This is a genomic window from Methylobacterium sp. WL69 (assembly GCF_008039485.1).
GTDB lineage: Bacteria > Pseudomonadota > Alphaproteobacteria > Rhizobiales > Beijerinckiaceae > Methylobacterium.
Window position 1 is genome coordinate 1 of sequence record NZ_VRUZ01000046.1, and the last position, 15,431, is coordinate 15,431.

Below are 15,431 nucleotides of genomic sequence, written 5' to 3' on the forward strand. Positions count from 1 at the left end.
CCGCCCGAGCCCCGCCCTCGAGACCCGCTACGGCATCCGCCAAGGCGAGGAAAACCCCGAGGGGTAGGGACGAACGGGCCGCGCTGCGGCCCGGCTCGGTTCAGCTTCGCTGCAGGCGTCCGGGCCCCCGTGTCGAGCCGGGGCATGACCTGCGCTCCGGTTCTGGCGGCGTCATACCAACTCCAGTCGATTACTTCGGATTGAGCAGCCGCGACGGACCCCCTCTCCTGTTTGGGAGAGGGTTGGGGTGAGGGTCGTGGACTCTCCGGAGAGTTCGCACACCTCACCCCCGCCCTCTCCTTCCAGGCTACCGGATTCACACAACTGCGAATGGGCCGATTCCATGCAGCGTCAGGCATCCGGATGCGGGCGGGAGGCGCACCGGGGCTCCCTCTCCTGGAAGGAGAGGGTTGGGGTGAGGTGTGGGACCTTTTCGGACAGTTCGCACACCTCACCCTGTCCCTCTCCTTCCAGGAGAGGGGACCTGCGCTGCCCGCGAGATGTGTGAATGCCGTAGCCTTCCAGGAGAGGGAGCCTGTTGCGATCATGGCAGGCGCTCTGACCCCTCGTCCAAGCGACGAGAAAACTCATCTGCGATCGCCCTGCCTGGAAAGAGAGGGAGCCTGTCGCGACCGTTGGAAGCGCCGTGCTTCGCTGTTCGAGCGCCGAGCAAACCCACCTGCGATCGCCCTGCCCTTGTGGCGAGGATGGCCGCTGCGGTTCCGGTGCGCCGATCCCCCTCAGCTCTCCGCGTCGAGCCAGGCAATGACTTGCTCCGCGCTTCGGTCGGGCGGGAACACCGGGTAGAACGCCTTCGTCACCCGGCCGTCGTCGAGGACGAGGGTGAGGCGGCGCAGGAGCGTCAGGCCCCCGGCCGTGAAGGTCGGCAGGGTCATGGCCCGCGTGAGCGCGCCGTGCGGATCGGCCAGGAGGCTGAACGGCAGGTGCAGGCGGGTCGCGACTTCGCGCTGATAGGCGCTGGTCTGCGTCGAGAGCCCGTGGACATGGGCGACGCCCCGCCGGATCAGATCGGCGTAGTGATCGCGAAAGTCGCAGGCCTGGGGCGTGCAGCCGCGCGCGCCCGGGATCGCATCCCAGTCGGGCACGAGGGTCGGCTGGCCGGGCTCGCCCGTGCGCGGATAGGCATAGACCACCGCCCGGCCCGTCAGACGGCCGAGGGACACCCGCGTGCCGTCGGTCGCCTCCAGCGACACGTCGGGCACCCGCGCTCCGAAAAGGTGGCGGGCGGCGCCGTCATCCTTCGGCACGGGCAGGTCGGCGGGCAGGGACGCGAAATCGGGGGTCATGCGCGGCGATCCGGGAGACTCACGGGGCGCCAGCCTATCCCCGCTCCATCCCGGCCGCCAATCTCGAAAAAATCAGCCGCGGTCGCGCATGATGCGGGCGCGGTCGCGCTCCCAGTCGCGCTGCTTCGTCGCCTCGCGCTTGTCGTGGAGCTTCTTGCCGCGGCCGAGGCCGAGTTCGATCTTCGCCCGGCCGCGCTCGTTGAAGTAGATCTTCAGGGGCACCACGGTGAAGCCGTCGCGCTGGGTGGCGCCGATGAGCTTGTTGATCTGCTTGCGGTGCAGCAGGAGCCGGCGCGGGCGCTTGGTCTCGTGGTTGAAGCGGTTCGCCTCGACGTATTCCGGGATGTAGGCGTTGAACAGCATCAGGTCGGAGCCCGACGGCCCGGCGTAGGCCTCGCCGATGGTGGCCTTGCCCTTGCGCAGGGATTTGACCTCGGTGCCCGTGAGCGCGAGCCCGGCCTCGATGGTGTCGGTGATCTCGTAATGGTAGCGGGCGGCGCGGTTGTCGGCGACGACGCGGCGGTCGGGATCGGGTTTGGGTGCCATCACATCGTCGTTTCACGCCGGCCGCAGGGCGCGGCCGGGCCGAGGGATATGGTCCGTCCGGGCCGATTGCGCCAGACGGTATTCAGCCGTCGAGGAGGCCGGCGTGGCGGAGCGCCGCGTCGATCGCCGCCTTGCTCGCGTCGCCCACGGGCAGGAGCGGCAGGCGCAGGTCCTCGCGCATGTGACCGAGGCGGGCGAGCGCGTACTTGGCCGGCGCCGGGTTCGGCTCGATGAACATGGCGGTGTGGAGCGGCATCAGGACGTCCTGCAGGGCCAGCGCCTTGGCGTAGTCGCCGGACAGCGTCGCCTCCTGCAGGTCGGCGCACAGGCGCGGGGCGACGTTCGACACCACGGAGATGCAGCCGCAGCCGCCCTGGGCGTTGAAGCCGAGGGCCGTCGCGTCCTCGCCGGAGAGCTGGATGAAGTCCGGCCCCATGGCCTGGCGCTGGAGGCTGACCCGGTCGAGCTTGGCCGTCGCGTCCTTCACCCCGGCGATGTTCTTCAGCTCGTACAGGCGCGCCATGGTCTCGACGCTCATGTCGACGATGGAGCGGGCGGGAATGTTGTAGACGATGATCGGGATGCCGACGGCGTCGTTGACGGCCTTGAAGTGGGCGTAGAGCCCGGCCTGGGACGGCTTGTTGTAGTACGGCGTCACCACCAGCACGGCGTCGGCACCGGCCTTCTCGGCGTGGCGCGCGCGCTCCACCGCCTCGGCGGTGGAGTTCGAGCCGGCGCCGGCGATCACCGGCACGCGCCCGGCGGCCACTTCGATGCACATCTCGACGACGCGGTCGTGCTCGGCCGGGGTCACCGTCGGGGTCTCGCCCGTGGTGCCGACGGGCACGAGGCCGTGGATGCCCTGCTCGATCTGCCAGTTCACGAAGGCGCGGAACGCGGCCTCGTCGAAGGCGCCGTCGCGGAACGGGGTCACCAGGGCGGTCATCGCGCCCTTCAGGCGCCGGGTCGTCGTGTCGGTCATCCTGGTGTCGGTCATCCTGGCGTTCCCGGCCCCGGGGGCTCGTCATGCGCCGGGGCCCGGACCGGCCCCGCATCAGGCGGCGAGACATAAGGCCTCGGCCGCACGGGCGCAAACGCTGCTTTGACGGGGTTAATGCCTTCTTAACGCCCTCTGGATGAGTTTGAACGACGCCCGCACTCTCAGGGATTCGTGAGACCATGGTGTTCCGGACGTGTTCGCATCGCGCCGCCCTGGCCCTCGTTCTGGCGGGCACGGCCCTGACCGGGACGCTCGTCGCGTCCGGCGTGTTCGCGGCGGGCTCGGAACCGCTGCCCGTGAGCGACGCCGCCGCCCCGTCGCGGGCCCTCTCCGACACCCGGACCCCCGATCCCGTGGCGGCCGACGCCCTGAAGCTCGAGGCCAAGAGCGCCGAGACCCCCGCGGCGGCGGCCCCCGCCTCGTCCCTGCCCGTCTCCGCCAAGGCCTACGCCTCGGCCGATCCGGAAGCCGGCATCGCCTTCCCCCTGCCCGACGCCGCCGTGTCGCCCGTGGCCCCCGTGCCGGAACTGCCCGACCCGGCGCGGGCCGCGCGCATCGCCCCCGACATCGACGTGCCGGCCCTGCGCCAGGCCATCGACGCCTACCGCAAGGGCAAGGTCGCGGAGGGTGACCGCCTGCGCGACGGCTTCAGGGACCCCGCCGCCCGCGCCCTCCTCGAATGGGTCGCCATCCGGGCCGGCGCCGGCATCGGCTTCGAGCGCACCATCGCGTTCACCCGGGCCAACCCCGACTGGCCGGCCGGCCCGCTCCTGCGCCGCCGGGCGGAAGAGGCCCTGCTCATCGAGCGCAAGGGGCCGGCCATCGTCCGGGCCTACTTCGCCACGTCGAAGCCCGCGAGCGCGCCGGGAAAATTCGCCCTGGCCCTGGCCTTCCGCGCCGACGGGCTCGACGCGGACGCCGCCGCCCTGGTGCGCGACCTGTGGCGCTCGGAGACCTTCGGGCGCAGCCTGGAGGGCAAGGTGATGGACGCCTTCCCGGGCGTGCTCACCCGCATCGACCACCGCTTTCGCATGGAGCGCGCCCTCCTCAAGGAGGATTACGAGACCGCCGGCCGGGCCGCCGCCTTCGCGGGCGGTGGCTACGCCACCCTGGTCCGCGCCCGCCGCGCCGTGGAGGACAAGAGTTCCACGGCCCCCGCCGCCCTCAACGCCGTGCCGCCGTCGCTCCGGGGCGATTCCTCCTACATCCTGTCGCGGGCGCAGCACCTGCGCCGCACGGACAAGTACGCCGAGGCCGCCGCCCTGCTCTCCGTCGCGCCGACGAACCCGGAGGTCCTCGTCGACGGCGACGAGTGGTGGGTCGAGCGCCGCATCGTCGCCCGCAAGCTCGTGGATCTGGGCGACGCCCGCACCGCCTACGTCGTCGCCGGCCGCCACAGCGCCCGCACGGTGGAGAAGCGCATCGAGGCCGAGTTCCACGCCGGCTGGATCGCCCTGCGCTTCCTCGACGACGCCGGGACGGCCGCCCGCCATTTCGACGCCGCCGCCGCCATCGCCGAGACGCCGATCTCCCAGGCCCGCGCCGCCTACTGGCAGGGCCGCGCCGCCGAGGCCGAGGGGCGGACCGACGCGTCCAAGGCCGCCTACGAGCGCGCCGCCCTCCAGCCCATCGCCTATTACGGCCAGCTCGCCCGGGCGAAGCTCGGCCGCACCAGCCTGGCGCTCCGCTCGATTCCCGAACTCGACGCCCCGTCGCGAGACGCCTTCGCCGACCGGTTCTCCGTCCGGGCCCTGCGCATGCTCGAGGCGGCCTCCCTCAAGGACCTGGCCCTGCCGCTCTACATCGATGCGGCGACGAAGCTCACCGACCCGGCCGAGCTCGACGCCCTGGGCAACATCGCCGCCGAGGTCCGCAACGCCCGGGCCCTGGTGGCCATCGGCAAGATCGCCGTGCAGCGCGGCCTGCCGCTGGACGCCCACGCCTACCCGACCATCGGGATTCCCGCCTACGAGGCGTCCGCCGCCGTGCCCCTGGTGGAGAAGGCCATGGTCTTCGCCATCGCCCGGCAGGAGAGCCAGTTCGACCCCCTCGCCCAATCGAGCGTCGGGGCGCGCGGCCTGATGCAGATGATGCCGGCCACCGCCCAGCGCACGGCCCGCCGGGTCAGCGCCGCCTTCGACCAGGACCGCCTCACCAGCGATCCCGCCTACAACGCCCGCCTCGGCCAGGCCCATCTCGGCGAACTCATGGACGACTGGCGCGGCTCCTACATCCTCGCCTTCGCCTCCTACAACGCCGGCGGCGGCAACGTGAAGAAGTGGATCGACGCCTACGGCGACCCGCGGAAAGCCGGCGTCGATCCCATCGACTGGGTCGAGCGCATCCCGTTCACCGAGACCCGCAACTACGTCCAGCGGGTGATGGAGAACCTGCAGATCTACCGCACCCGCCTCGACACCAAGAGCGCGCTGCTCATCGACGGCGATCTGCAGCGCGGGGCGCGCTGAGGGGAGCGTCGCGGCCGGTGGAAGAAAGCCGACGCGTGAGATCCGCTCGAAGCGGCCGGGCCGGGTGGGGTTCTGCCCGTCCGCTACTCGTCGGCGAAGTTTCGACCGTCCGCCGCTGCTCGTGAGACGTTGATCGAGGTCACCGCTCGAAGCCGGGAGCACGCGGACGGCTCAGATGCCGGCATACCAGGCGTAGCCCTGGTCCTCCCAGTAGCCGCCCTTGCCCTCGCCGAGATGGGCGAAGCCCTCGACCACCTCGATGCGCATCACGTACTTGGCCTGCTTGTAGCCGAGGTTGCGTTCGACCCGCAGGCGCAGGGGCGCGCCGTTCGCGATGGGAAGCGCCTTGCCGTTCAGGTCGTAGGCGAGGATCGTCTGCGGGTGGAACGCGTCCACGAGGTCGATGCTCTCGTAGTACCGGACCGGCGCTCCGCCGCTGACCGCACTCTCTTCCGACGCCTGCTGGCCGCCGGAATCCGTCCGGCTCTCGCCGCCGCCCGACTGCTTGGTCATGGCCGGGTTGGCGTTGCCCGCGGGCGCCGCCGCGTCCGTCTCCGCGCCGTCGCCCCCACCTTCGAGCGGATTGCCCTGGTCCATGGTGTCGGCGCAGTGGAACACCACGTAGCGCGCCTCCGGCTTCAGCTTGGCCCGGGTCAGGAGGTCGGCGAGCGGCACCCCGGTCCACTGGCCGATGGCGCTCCAGCCCTCGACGCAATCGTGACGGGTGATCTGGGTGCGGGCGGGAAGCTTGCGCAGGTCCGCCAGGGACAGCCCGAAGGGCGCCTCGACGAGACCGCCGACCTCCAGGCGGTACTTGGCGAACTTGCCCTTCGCCAGGGCCTTGTAGTCCTTGTCCGGCGGGTCCTCGGTGCCGTTCGGCTTGAACCACGGCGAAAGGTCGGCCGCCGTGTATTCCGGTGCCAGGGACCGCTCGGTCAGGAGCAGGCGCTGGACGAACAGATTGGCATCCTCGCCGGTCTTGAGGGTGCGCTGGAACCACGCCGCGTTGCCGAGGCGGTCGCATCCGCCGAGCATGGCGGCCGCGGCCGTGGCGGAAGCCCCCGTCAGGAGGGCGCGTCGGCTGGGAAGACGACTCATGCCCGCGGCTCCTCCGTGGCGCCGGCCGGCTCGACCTTGCGCTCGATGACGAACCAGCCGGTGAGCATGCCGCGCATGTTGTTCCAGAAGCCCGACAGCAGGACCAGGGCGACGTGCACGACGACGAACAGGACCAGCAGGGCCGCCACGACGAAGTGCACCGTGCGGGCCGATTGACGCCCGTCGAACAGGGTCAGCAGGAACGGGAAGGCCGCGTTCATCGCCGGGGACATCGCGAGGCCGGCCAGGACCTGCACCGGCAGGAGCACGAACAGCACGACGAGGTAGGTGAGCTTCTGAATGACGTTGTAGCGCTTGGCCTCGTCCCCTTGCGGGAAGCGCAGCGTCAGGTGCTCCCGCACCGAGGCGCCGAAATGCCGGAGCTGATCGCGCGACGGGATCACGCGGAACCGAAGCTGACCGCTGACCAGCCCGTAGAGCAGGTAGGCGAGCCCATTCAGGACGAAGGCCCAGGCAAAGAAGAAGTGCCAGGAGCGGCCGCCCGTGAGGTCCTGGTCGCTCGGCAGGGTCGCCCAGGCCGGGAAGCCGCGGTCGGCCGGTTCTCCGTTGGACCCCGTCGACGAGCCGAGCCAGCCCGTCGTTTCGAAGCCGCGTCCGAAGACCGTGGTCACACCTTTGGGCGGATCGTCCTCCGTCGACGACATCGCCATCAGCGGCGTATCGAAGGTCGAGACGTTGCCCCAGTACAGGGCCGGGTGGGCGTTGAAGATCTGCAGGCCGCTCATGAGCAGGACCAGGAGGCAGACCGCATTGACCCAGTGCGTGATGCGGATGACGGCGGGGTGCCTGAACATCCATCGGCGGCGCTCGATCTCGCCGATCTCGGGGGCGGAACGGGTGAGGTCGGTTCGAGCCAAACGGTCTTCCTCGAAGTCGTGGCCGTCGGGGTGGAGGCCCCTGGGGCGGGACCTCCGAAAGTGTCAGACGTTCGAGATCACATGCCGCGGTTCATCATCCGCTTCTTCATCATGCGGCGCTTCATCATATTCTTCCGCATCATGCGCTTCTTCATCATCATCCGCTCACCGCGGTCCATGCGGACCTGGGTGACGCCGCTCTCGGACTGAAGACCGTTGACGGACATCGGGGCGGCCGTGGCCGAACCGGCGGCGAGGGCGATGCCGCCGAGGGCGGTCAAGGCGGTCAGCGCAAGGGTGAACTTCTTCATGTGGGATCTCCTGTGGAGGTGAACATCTTATCCAACCCACAGGACAACGGTATTATTCTATCGTTGTTCCTCGAAAATAAAGAATGACTTTCCTATACTATGATGATTTTGCAATAGAAATTCCGCGCTCACATCAAGGCTTTCGGCCTGGGCGCGATCCTGTTCTCGGCTATCGTTACGGAACCGGTCCGCGAGAAGTTTCAGCCCTCGGGCGGGAAGCCGCCGAACCGGATCGCGACCTTGGACAAGCGGGCGACTTCGACCTGACGCCGTCGAGGCCACCCGCATCGGGGCTCACGCCTGCACCGGAGGCGGCCCGTCTCCCGCTTGCGGGAGAAGGCCCACAGATGGGCGCTGCCGCCGCCATCACGGATCGACGAACGACGGCCTTTCCGCGGATGGCGCCGGGTGGTTTGTACGACGAGGTCTGGTCGTGAGCGGACGGGGCCCCAGTGTTGACTTCGACCACGCGGCGACGGTTCAGGCGGACGCCTGTCGCCCGACGGAGACCGCCCCGAGGCCGGCGCCGGCGAGGTAGGCGGCGAGGATCAGGGCCGCGACCTCGACCCACAGGCCCGGCCGGCCGGGGACGAGGCCGGCGACACTCAGGCCGCCGGCGAGGGCCGCCGCGAGCATCAGGACGAAGGTCCCCGCCACGCTCGCCCGCGTGCGGGGCCATCCGGCCAGCCGGCCCACTACCGCCCCGAGCAGGAAGCCGAGCACCAGGGCCGGCCCGATCAGCGTCAGCAGGGCGATCACGACGGACTCCTCATGGCCGCAGGGCCAGGCCGATGCCCTCGGCGGGGGGGCGGGCTTGCGTGGCCGGATCGGCCGTGACCCGGTCCGGCGGCAGGCCGGCCTGGAGCAGGTAGTCGACCAGCGCCAGGGCGCGCTGCCGCGGCAGGTCCGGTTCGGGCTCGGCCGGCGCGTCCGCCTTGGCGGGCGTCTTGTCGGGGGCCGCTTTGCCGTCCGCAGCCTTGGCGGGCTTGGTCGCCTCGGGTTTGGCCGCCTCGGATTTGGCCGCTTCGGGTTTGGTCTTGCCCGGCTTCGCCGGTGCCTTCGCGTCCGTGCCCTTCGCATCGACGGACGCCGTGCTCTCCACGGCGCTGTCGAGGACCGGTTTCGGGGCCGCCGCGCCGGCCGGGTCGGCGTGGCCCGTGACCGCGATGCGTCCCGTCGGACAGGCCTTGGCCCAGGCCGCCACGGTGTCGAGGAAGGGATAGAACGCCGCCGTCGGGGTGGCGCTGCCGGGGACGAACCGCAGGGCCTGGGGCGGCTCGAGTTCGGTGAACCGCGCGGCGCAGGCCTCCGGGGCCGGGCCGGTGGCGACGCCCGGCACCGCGATGGCGGCCTCGCCCCGCCAGCCGGCGGGCAGGGCACGGGGCAGATCGGCCTCAATGCGCCGGGCGCTCTCGGGATAGAGGCTGTCGCCCGTGAGCGTCAGGGCGCGGTCGGCCACCCGGACCTCGCCCCGCGCCAGCACCGCCAGGGTGGCGATGCCCGCCTCCAGGGCGCCGGTCAGGCCGTCGGGCGCGCCCTCCGCCACGCGACTCCGGTCGATGATCCGCTCGCGGAAAAATCTCGGGCGCAGGGCCGCGAGGATGCGGTCGCGGGTGGCCGCATCCGGCACGTGGCCGCCGAGGGTCACGCTGTCGGCCTCGCGCCGGAGCTGGACCCGGTAGGGTTTGAGCGGCCGGGTCTCGAGGGTCGCCGGGCCGGCTTCGACGCCGGCCGGGCGCCCGTCGCGCAGGAGGGCGGCGATCTCGTCGACGGCCTGTGGGTCGAGGGCGATCCCCGTCACCGCCATCGCGCCGTGCGCGAAGGTGACGCCGCCCTCCTGCAGCAGGGCGACGAGGCGCAGGGCGAAGGCGGTGAGGCCGGCCGGATCGATGCGGGCGTCGAGGCCGCGCGCCGTGTGGGTCTCGTCGAGGATGCCGGCGCCCTCGGCGATCTCCGCGGCGCGGGCGCGGAGCGCCGCGCGGGCGGTCTCCGAGACGACGTGGCCGGTGAGGGTCAGGGCGCCGCCGGTGGCCCGCGCGAGGCCGAAGCTGAAATCCGGGACCTTGGCCGGCAGGATCTCAATGGTGCCGAGGCTGAAGCCCGCCGGCGGGGTCGCGAGGGCCGCGCGCAGGCGCGCCTCGTCCTCCGTCGAGATCGCCTCCCCGTGGATCGACAGGCGGGTGTCGGCGAGTTCGGCCCGGGCGCCCGGCTGCAGGGCCTTCAGGGCGGAGACCGCCTCCATGGCGGCCGGCCCGAACTCGGCCGGCGCGCCGTAGGCGGCGTGGGCGGTGTCGTCGAGGCGGGTGCCGGCCGGGAGCGCCGGGGCCAGCCGGTCGGCGAGGGCGTGCGGTCCGATCTCGGCCGGGCGGTTGCCCGTGAGGGCGATGCGGTCCGGCCCCGTGCGGGTCGCCGTCCAGACGAACGGGGCGGCGGTCTCGACGAGGCCCAAGGTTCCATCGATCCGGCGCAGGCCCGGCAGGGCGGCGAGGCGCGCCAGGGCGTCGTCGCGCGCCGCCGCGTCCGGGGCCTCGCCGAGGATCACGAGGTCGCGCCCCCGCGCGGTCACGCGCAGCCACGGCTCGGCCCCCGCCCGTGCCGTCCCGCGCACGACCGCGCCGGCCTCCGCGTCGAGGCGCGCTTCCAGGGGCGGCGTCACCAGGGGCACGGCGACGCCGAGGATCGCGGCGAGGCCGGGCAGGCCGACGAGCCAGCCCGTGCGACGGATCAGGGCGGAGGGAAAGGCGGACACGTTCGATCCCGATGGCAGGCGGCTTTTCGCGATGCGGCTATTCGCGAAGCGAACCACACCACATCGCCTTCACGGCATCATGAAGGCCGTCACGCGTCGCGCAGCATCTCCAGTTCGAGCCAGCGGTCCTCCGCCGCACCGAGCTGGGTCTCGGCCTCGCTGAGCAGCCCGGACGCCTTGGAGAAGCGGGCCGGATCGCGGGCGTAAAGCTGCGGGTCGGCCAGGACCGCCCGCAGCTTGCCGATGTCGGATTCGAGCTTCTTGATCCGCTCGGGCAGGGTTTTGAGCTCGTGCTGGTCCTTGAAGTTGAGCTTGCCCTTGGGCGGGGCGGCGTCGGCCTTCGCGGCCTCCTGCGCCTTGCCGCGCTCGCGCTGCTCGGCCCGGCCCGCCCGCGTGGTCGAGGCGACGGTGCGGGCCTGCACGCCCTCGCCGCGCTGGGCGATCATGTCGGTGTAGCCGCCCGCATACTCGATCCAGGCGCCCTCGCCCTCGCTGACGAGGACGCTGCCGACCACCCGGTCGAGGAAGTCGCGGTCGTGGCTCACGAGGATCAGGGTGCCGGAATAGTCGGTGAGCATCTCCTGCAGGAGGTCGAGGGTCTCCAGATCGAGGTCGTTGGTCGGCTCGTCGAGGACCAGCAGGTTGGCGGGCTGGGCGAGCGCCCGGGCGATGAGCAGGCGGTTGCGCTCGCCGCCGGACAGCACGCTGACCGGGGTCCGGGCTTGCTCGGGGGCGAACAAAAAGTCCTTCATGTAGCCGATGACGTGGCGGCTGACCCCGCCCACCGTCACCGAATCGCCGCTGCCGCCGGTGAGCACTTCGGTGACCGTCATCGACGGTTCCAGCACCGCGCGGGTCTGGTCCAAAAGCATCATCTTGAGGTTGGTGCCGAGCGCGATGGTGCCGGAATCCGGCGGCTGCTGGCCGGTGAGCAGGTTGATGAGCGTGGTCTTGCCGGCGCCGTTGGGGCCGACGATGCCGAGGCGGTCGCCGCGCATGACCCGGATCGACAGGTCGGTGACGATGGTGCGCTCCCCGTAGGCCTTGGCGGCGCCCTTGGCCTCGACCACGAGGGCGCCGGACGGATCGGCCTCCGTCGAACTCATGGTGGCGGTGCCGACGGGGCGGCGGTCCTCGCGCCGGTCCTTGCGGAGCTGGTGGAGGTTGCCGAGGCGCCGGACGTTGCGCTTGCGCCGGGCCGTGACGCCGTAGCGCAGCCAATGCTCCTCGTCGGCGATCTTGCGCTCGAGCTTGTGCCGGTCGCGCTCCTCCTCCTCGAAGAACGCGTCGCGCCACGCCTCGAAGGTGGAGAAGCCCTGCTCGATCCGCCGCGTGGTGCCGCGATCGAGCCAGACCGTGGTCTTCGACAGGGCCGAGAGGAAGCGCCGGTCGTGGGAGATGAGGATAAGGGCGCCGCGCACGCTCTTCAGCTCGGCCTCCAGCCACTCGATGGCCGGCAGGTCGAGGTGGTTGGTGGGCTCGTCGAGGAGCAGCACGTCGGGCTCGGGGGCGAGGGCCTGGGCCAGGGCCACGCGCCGGCCCTCGCCGCCGGACAGGCGGGCCGGGTCCTCCTCGCCGGTCATGCCGAGGCTCTCCAGCAGGTAGCGGGCGCGGTAGGCCTCGTCGCCGTGGGTGAGGCCGGCCTCGACGAAGTCGAGGGTGGTCTTGAACCCGGAGAAGTCGGGTTCCTGGGCGAGGTAGCGGATGGTGGTGCCGGGCTGGACGAAGCGCACGCCCTTGTCGGGCTCGACCAAGCCGGCGGCGATCTTCATGAGCGTCGACTTGCCCGAGCCGTTGCGGCCGACGAGGCAGGTGCGCTCGCCGGGCGAGATCGCGAGTTCGGCCCGCTCGATGAGGGGCGTGCCGCCGAAGGTGAGGGCGACGTCTTGGAGGGTGAGAAGCGGGGGAGCGGCCATGGCCGGGCTTATGGCAGTGCCGGCGCCCGCGAACAAATGGTTCGGGGCGCCGTTTGCGGAAAGCCTACATCACCGGGTTGGCGGGCCCCGTGGGCGCCGGGCCGACATCGGGGCCGACGCCCGGATCGTTCACCGGGATCTCGTCCGGCGTCACGTCGGGCGCCTCCGTCGGCGTGTGGCCGGGGAACTCGGGCGCGGGCAGATCGGGGCCGGGCGGCGGCGTCTGCGGCGCCTCGTAGGGCGTCTCGGGAACGGGGGCACCGGGATTCGACATGGGGGCCTCGCGAAAAGGTCGGGCGTGAGGAACGGGCGCCCGGCGCGCCGGTTCCGCCTTACTTCTTCGTAAGGAGGAGGTTGCCCAGCTTCCTCGTCAAAAAGAGGTTGCCCTACTTTTTGGTGAGCAACAGGTTGCCCTCTTGGCCGAGCTTCTTCTGGATGCGCTCGGCGAACAGGGCCAGCAGCAGGGGCAGCCGCACCTCGACCCGCACGGTCTGGGGGCCGACATCCACCTGCCCGTCCACCTTCTGGCCCATGGCCGCCATGGCGAAGTCGAGGCGGTCGTCGGTCCAGGCCAGCTTGTCGACGGCGACCCCGGTCTTGTCGAGGAGCCCCTGGACCTGGCCCATGCCGTCGGCGATGCGCCGGCGGGCTTCAGCCAGGCCGAGCTCATGGGGGATTTCGACGATCAGGGGCTTGGCCATGGGGGTCCTGCACGTTCGGCTCGGACCCCCGACATGGGGACGGCCACCGGCGAGACAACGCCGGCGGCCGCCGATCGACCCATTTTCGGAACGGTTCGGCCTGCGCCGGTCAATGCACGACGCTGAGGGCCACGTGGGTCACGCCGCCCAGGCCGATGGCGCGGGCCGGGCCCTTGGCGAGATCGATGATCCGGCCGCGCACGAACGGGCCCCGGTCGTTGATGCGCACCACCACGGAGCGGCCGTTGCGCTTGTTCTGCACCAGCACCCGGGTGCCGAAGGGCAGGCTGCGATGGGCCGCCGTCATCCCGTTCGGATTGAAGCGCTCGCCGTTGGCCGTCTGACGGCCGCTTCCGTACCACGAGGCGCCACCGCTCTGGGCGGCGGCGGGCAGGCTGGCGAGGGTCACGGCGGTTCCAACGAGGGCGGCGGCTACGCGAACGGGCTTGATGTTCATTCGATCTTGCTCGGTTGTTTCGGATGGCCGGCAAAATGAGTTCGAACGGGGCCAAAATGAGACCGCGGACAATGAGGCACTATCCGCCGCATATGAGGCTAGAGCCGCGGGCTTAGTTCAGGCTGTGCCGCGATGTAGTGTGGATCGCTGTGGGGAAGTCGGAAACGCCAGTGCTGTCAGGCGAATACTGGCGGGCCGCATGTCCGGCGCCGCGCCCCGTCAGCGCGGAATAAAACCGCCCTGCACGGAGCGAGACCCAGCCATGTGCCGCGTTTGGGGCGGCTCGAACGAAAGATTTTTTTGCGGCCGCCGTGTTGCAGGGGCGATCTCACGCGTCGGACCCGGTCAGGTCCCCGTCCTTCCCCGTCGCCTCGACTTGAGAATTGCTCCGACTTCACCAAGAAAGTCTCGCGAAAACCTGGAGAAAGCGTATCGCCGTGCGGCAGGGCGGACAACTCTAGCCTGCGGGTGGCAATGGCAACGAACCCGGCAAAAACTGCAGCCCCAAATCGAGACGCATTCGCCTCAACCCGGCAACCCGCCCTTTACGTTAACGGCCCCATGGTCCGTCTTGTCAGTCGCGTAACCGGTGTTTGCCATGGCTTCCCCGCGTACCGTGGTTGCCGGCACCGCCGCCCGGAAAAATGTCTCGCGTACCGGGCGGCTCGTGTCGGCGCCGCGGATGGGTCTCGTACCCTCCGTCCAGCGTCTCCCCCTCGACGAAATCCTCGTCGGAGACTGCATCAGTGCCATGAACGCCCTGCCGGCGGGCAGCGTCGACTGCGTGTTCGCCGATCCGCCCTACAACCTCCAGCTCGGCGAGGGCTCGCTCCTGCGGCCCGACCAGAGCCGCGTCGACGCCGTCGACGACGCCTGGGACCAGTTCTCGAGCTTTGCCGCCTACGACGCCTTCACCCGCGCCTGGCTCACGGCCGCCCGCCGGGTGATGAAGCCGAACGCGACGCTCTGGGTCATCGGCTCCTACCACAACATTTTTCGCGTGGGCGGGGCGTTGCAGGACCTCGGGTTCTGGATCCTCAACGACATCGTCTGGCGGAAAGCCAACCCGATGCCGAACTTCCGGGGCAAGCGCTTCACCAACGCCCACGAGACCCTGATCTGGGCCTCGCGCTCGGCCGAGTCGAAGGGCTACACCTTCCACTACGAGGCGCTGAAGGGCGGCAACGACGACGTCCAGATGCGCTCGGACTGGTTCATCCCCCTCTGCACCGGCGACGAGCGCCTCAAGGGCGCCGACGGCCTCAAGGTCCACCCGACCCAGAAGCCCGAAGCCCTCCTCGCCCGCACCATCCTGTCGGCGACGAATCCCGGCGACGTGATCCTCGACCCGTTCTTCGGCACCGGCACCACCGGCGCCGTGGCCAAGCGCCTCGGCCGCCGCTTCATCGGCATCGAGCGCGAGACCGTCTACGCCGAGGCGGCCCGCGCCCGCATCGACGCCGTCGAGCCGCTCTCCCAGGCGGCCCTCATGGTGGCGCCGACGAAGCGCGCCGAACCCCGCGTCGCCTTCCTCAGCGTGCTCGAGGCCGGCCACATCCGCGCCGGCGAGACCCTCACGGACGCGCGCGGCCGGCACAGCGCCGTGGTCCGCCCCGACGGCACGATCATGGCCGGCCCGGCCTCGGGCTCGATCCACAAGATCGGCGCCCTCGTCCAGGGCCTGCCCGCCTGCAACGGCTGGGATTTCTGGCACGCCACCCGCGACGGCAAGCCCGTGGTCATCGACGTGTTCCGGGCGCGGATGCGGGCGGCCATGGGTTCGGCCGCCTGAATTTTTCCTCCATCGCCCGGTGCGGGTCCCTTCTCCCCCCTGCGGGAGAAGGTGGCCCGCGCAGCGGGTCGGATGAGGGGAGCGCCGGTTCCGGAGAGGTCGCTCCCTCTTGCGGGACTTCGTCCCGGCCCGCCTGCTCCGCGACCACCCTTCCCTACGGAAGCTGTCGTCTTCACACATTTCGCAGGCAGCGCGGGTCCCCTCTCCT

Annotated in this window: 14 protein-coding genes; 2 read left to right on the forward strand and 12 right to left on the reverse strand. The window is 71.0% G+C overall.

All coding sequences use genetic code 11. The features are described from left to right. Nucleotides 1-740: 740 nt before the first annotated feature. The 3 genes from FV218_RS13570 to dapA all read right to left on the reverse strand — a co-directional run bounded on the left by FV218_RS13570 (nt 741) and on the right by dapA (nt 2,835). A complete protein-coding gene (locus tag FV218_RS13570; RefSeq protein ID WP_147710126.1) occupies nt 741-1,307 on the reverse strand; it encodes a peroxiredoxin in 567 nt (188 codons plus the stop codon). Between the two features lie 72 nt (nt 1,308-1,379). Further along, nucleotides 1,380-1,853 (reverse strand): SsrA-binding protein SmpB, encoded by a 474-nt coding sequence (gene smpB / locus FV218_RS13575; RefSeq protein WP_056092401.1) that lies wholly within the window; start codon nt 1,851-1,853, stop codon nt 1,380-1,382. Between the two features lie 82 nt (nt 1,854-1,935). Beyond that, nucleotides 1,936-2,835: a 4-hydroxy-tetrahydrodipicolinate synthase gene (dapA, locus tag FV218_RS13580; RefSeq protein WP_147710140.1), complete on the reverse strand. Its 900-nt coding sequence runs from the start codon at nt 2,833-2,835 to the stop codon at nt 1,936-1,938. A 197-nt stretch (nt 2,836-3,032) separates the two neighbouring features. Here dapA and FV218_RS13585 point away from each other — a divergent pair, with 197 nt between their 5' ends. Beyond that, complete coding sequence (locus FV218_RS13585) at nt 3,033-5,321, forward strand: lytic transglycosylase domain-containing protein (RefSeq protein ID WP_147710127.1); 2,289 nt, start codon at nt 3,033-3,035, stop codon at nt 5,319-5,321. 171 nt (nt 5,322-5,492) lie between these two features. Here FV218_RS13585 and FV218_RS13590 read toward each other — a convergent pair whose 3' ends face one another. The 9 genes from FV218_RS13590 to FV218_RS13630 form a co-directional block, all read right to left on the reverse strand. After that, nucleotides 5,493-6,419 (reverse strand): molybdopterin-binding protein, encoded by a 927-nt coding sequence (locus tag FV218_RS13590; RefSeq protein ID WP_147710128.1) that lies wholly within the window; start codon nt 6,417-6,419, stop codon nt 5,493-5,495. Further along, complete coding sequence (locus tag FV218_RS13595; protein WP_147710141.1) at nt 6,416-7,234, reverse strand: cytochrome b/b6 domain-containing protein; 819 nt, start codon at nt 7,232-7,234, stop codon at nt 6,416-6,418. The genes FV218_RS13590 and FV218_RS13595 overlap by 4 nt, the downstream gene beginning before the upstream one ends. Nucleotides 7,235-7,374: 140 nt before the next feature. Further along, nucleotides 7,375-7,608, reverse strand: coding sequence for a hypothetical protein (locus tag FV218_RS13600; RefSeq protein WP_056092411.1), 234 nt, complete (start codon nt 7,606-7,608; stop codon nt 7,375-7,377). Between the two features lie 480 nt (nt 7,609-8,088). Beyond that, a complete protein-coding gene (locus tag FV218_RS13605; protein ID WP_147710129.1) occupies nt 8,089-8,367 on the reverse strand; it encodes a hypothetical protein in 279 nt (92 codons plus the stop codon). A gap of 10 nt (nt 8,368-8,377) precedes the next feature. Continuing rightward, complete coding sequence (locus tag FV218_RS13610; RefSeq protein WP_246685118.1) at nt 8,378-10,357, reverse strand: hypothetical protein; 1,980 nt, start codon at nt 10,355-10,357, stop codon at nt 8,378-8,380. Between the two features lie 89 nt (nt 10,358-10,446). After that, the gene (locus FV218_RS13615) at nt 10,447-12,273 is read right to left on the reverse strand and encodes an ATP-binding cassette domain-containing protein (RefSeq protein ID WP_147710130.1); all 1,827 of its coding nucleotides are present in this window, start codon (nt 12,271-12,273) and stop codon (nt 10,447-10,449) included. Nucleotides 12,274-12,337: 64 nt separating this feature from the next. Then, nucleotides 12,338-12,547, reverse strand: a complete 210-nt coding sequence (locus FV218_RS13620) for a hypothetical protein (RefSeq protein ID WP_056173895.1) — start codon at nt 12,545-12,547, stop codon at nt 12,338-12,340. A 112-nt stretch (nt 12,548-12,659) separates the two neighbouring features. Then, nucleotides 12,660-12,974: a polyhydroxyalkanoic acid system family protein gene (locus tag FV218_RS13625; RefSeq protein WP_056092422.1), complete on the reverse strand. Its 315-nt coding sequence runs from the start codon at nt 12,972-12,974 to the stop codon at nt 12,660-12,662. Nucleotides 12,975-13,083: 109 nt separating this feature from the next. Then, nucleotides 13,084-13,431 carry a septal ring lytic transglycosylase RlpA family protein gene (locus FV218_RS13630; protein WP_056092425.1) on the reverse strand — a complete coding sequence of 116 codons (348 nt, stop codon included), beginning with the start codon at nt 13,429-13,431 and terminating at the stop codon, nt 13,084-13,086. Nucleotides 13,432-14,029: 598 nt separating this feature from the next. Between FV218_RS13630 and FV218_RS13635 the strand changes: the two genes are divergently transcribed. Next, nucleotides 14,030-15,223 (forward strand): site-specific DNA-methyltransferase, encoded by a 1,194-nt coding sequence (locus FV218_RS13635; RefSeq protein WP_281407832.1) that lies wholly within the window; start codon nt 14,030-14,032, stop codon nt 15,221-15,223. Nucleotides 15,224-15,431: the final 208 nt, after the last annotated feature.

Coding starts and splice junctions, on each gene's coding strand:
- FV218_RS13570 (WP_147710126.1), bottom strand. CDS start 1,307: ATGACCCCCGATTTCGCGTCCCTGCCCGCCGACCTGCCCGTGCCGAAG.
- smpB (WP_056092401.1), bottom strand. CDS start 1,853: ATGGCACCCAAACCCGATCCCGACCGCCGCGTCGTCGCCGACAACCGC.
- dapA (WP_147710140.1), bottom strand. CDS start 2,835: ATGACCGACACGACGACCCGGCGCCTGAAGGGCGCGATGACCGCCCTG.
- FV218_RS13585 (WP_147710127.1), top strand. CDS start 3,033: ATGGTGTTCCGGACGTGTTCGCATCGCGCCGCCCTGGCCCTCGTTCTG.
- FV218_RS13590 (WP_147710128.1), bottom strand. CDS start 6,419: ATGAGTCGTCTTCCCAGCCGACGCGCCCTCCTGACGGGGGCTTCCGCC.
- FV218_RS13595 (WP_147710141.1), bottom strand. CDS start 7,234: ATGTTCAGGCACCCCGCCGTCATCCGCATCACGCACTGGGTCAATGCG.
- FV218_RS13600 (WP_056092411.1), bottom strand. CDS start 7,608: ATGAAGAAGTTCACCCTTGCGCTGACCGCCTTGACCGCCCTCGGCGGC.
- FV218_RS13615 (WP_147710130.1), bottom strand. CDS start 12,273: ATGGCCGCTCCCCCGCTTCTCACCCTCCAAGACGTCGCCCTCACCTTC.
- FV218_RS13620 (WP_056173895.1), bottom strand. CDS start 12,547: ATGTCGAATCCCGGTGCCCCCGTTCCCGAGACGCCCTACGAGGCGCCG.
- FV218_RS13625 (WP_056092422.1), bottom strand. CDS start 12,974: ATGGCCAAGCCCCTGATCGTCGAAATCCCCCATGAGCTCGGCCTGGCT.
- FV218_RS13630 (WP_056092425.1), bottom strand. CDS start 13,431: ATGAACATCAAGCCCGTTCGCGTAGCCGCCGCCCTCGTTGGAACCGCC.
- FV218_RS13635 (WP_281407832.1), top strand. CDS start 14,030: ATGGCTTCCCCGCGTACCGTGGTTGCCGGCACCGCCGCCCGGAAAAAT.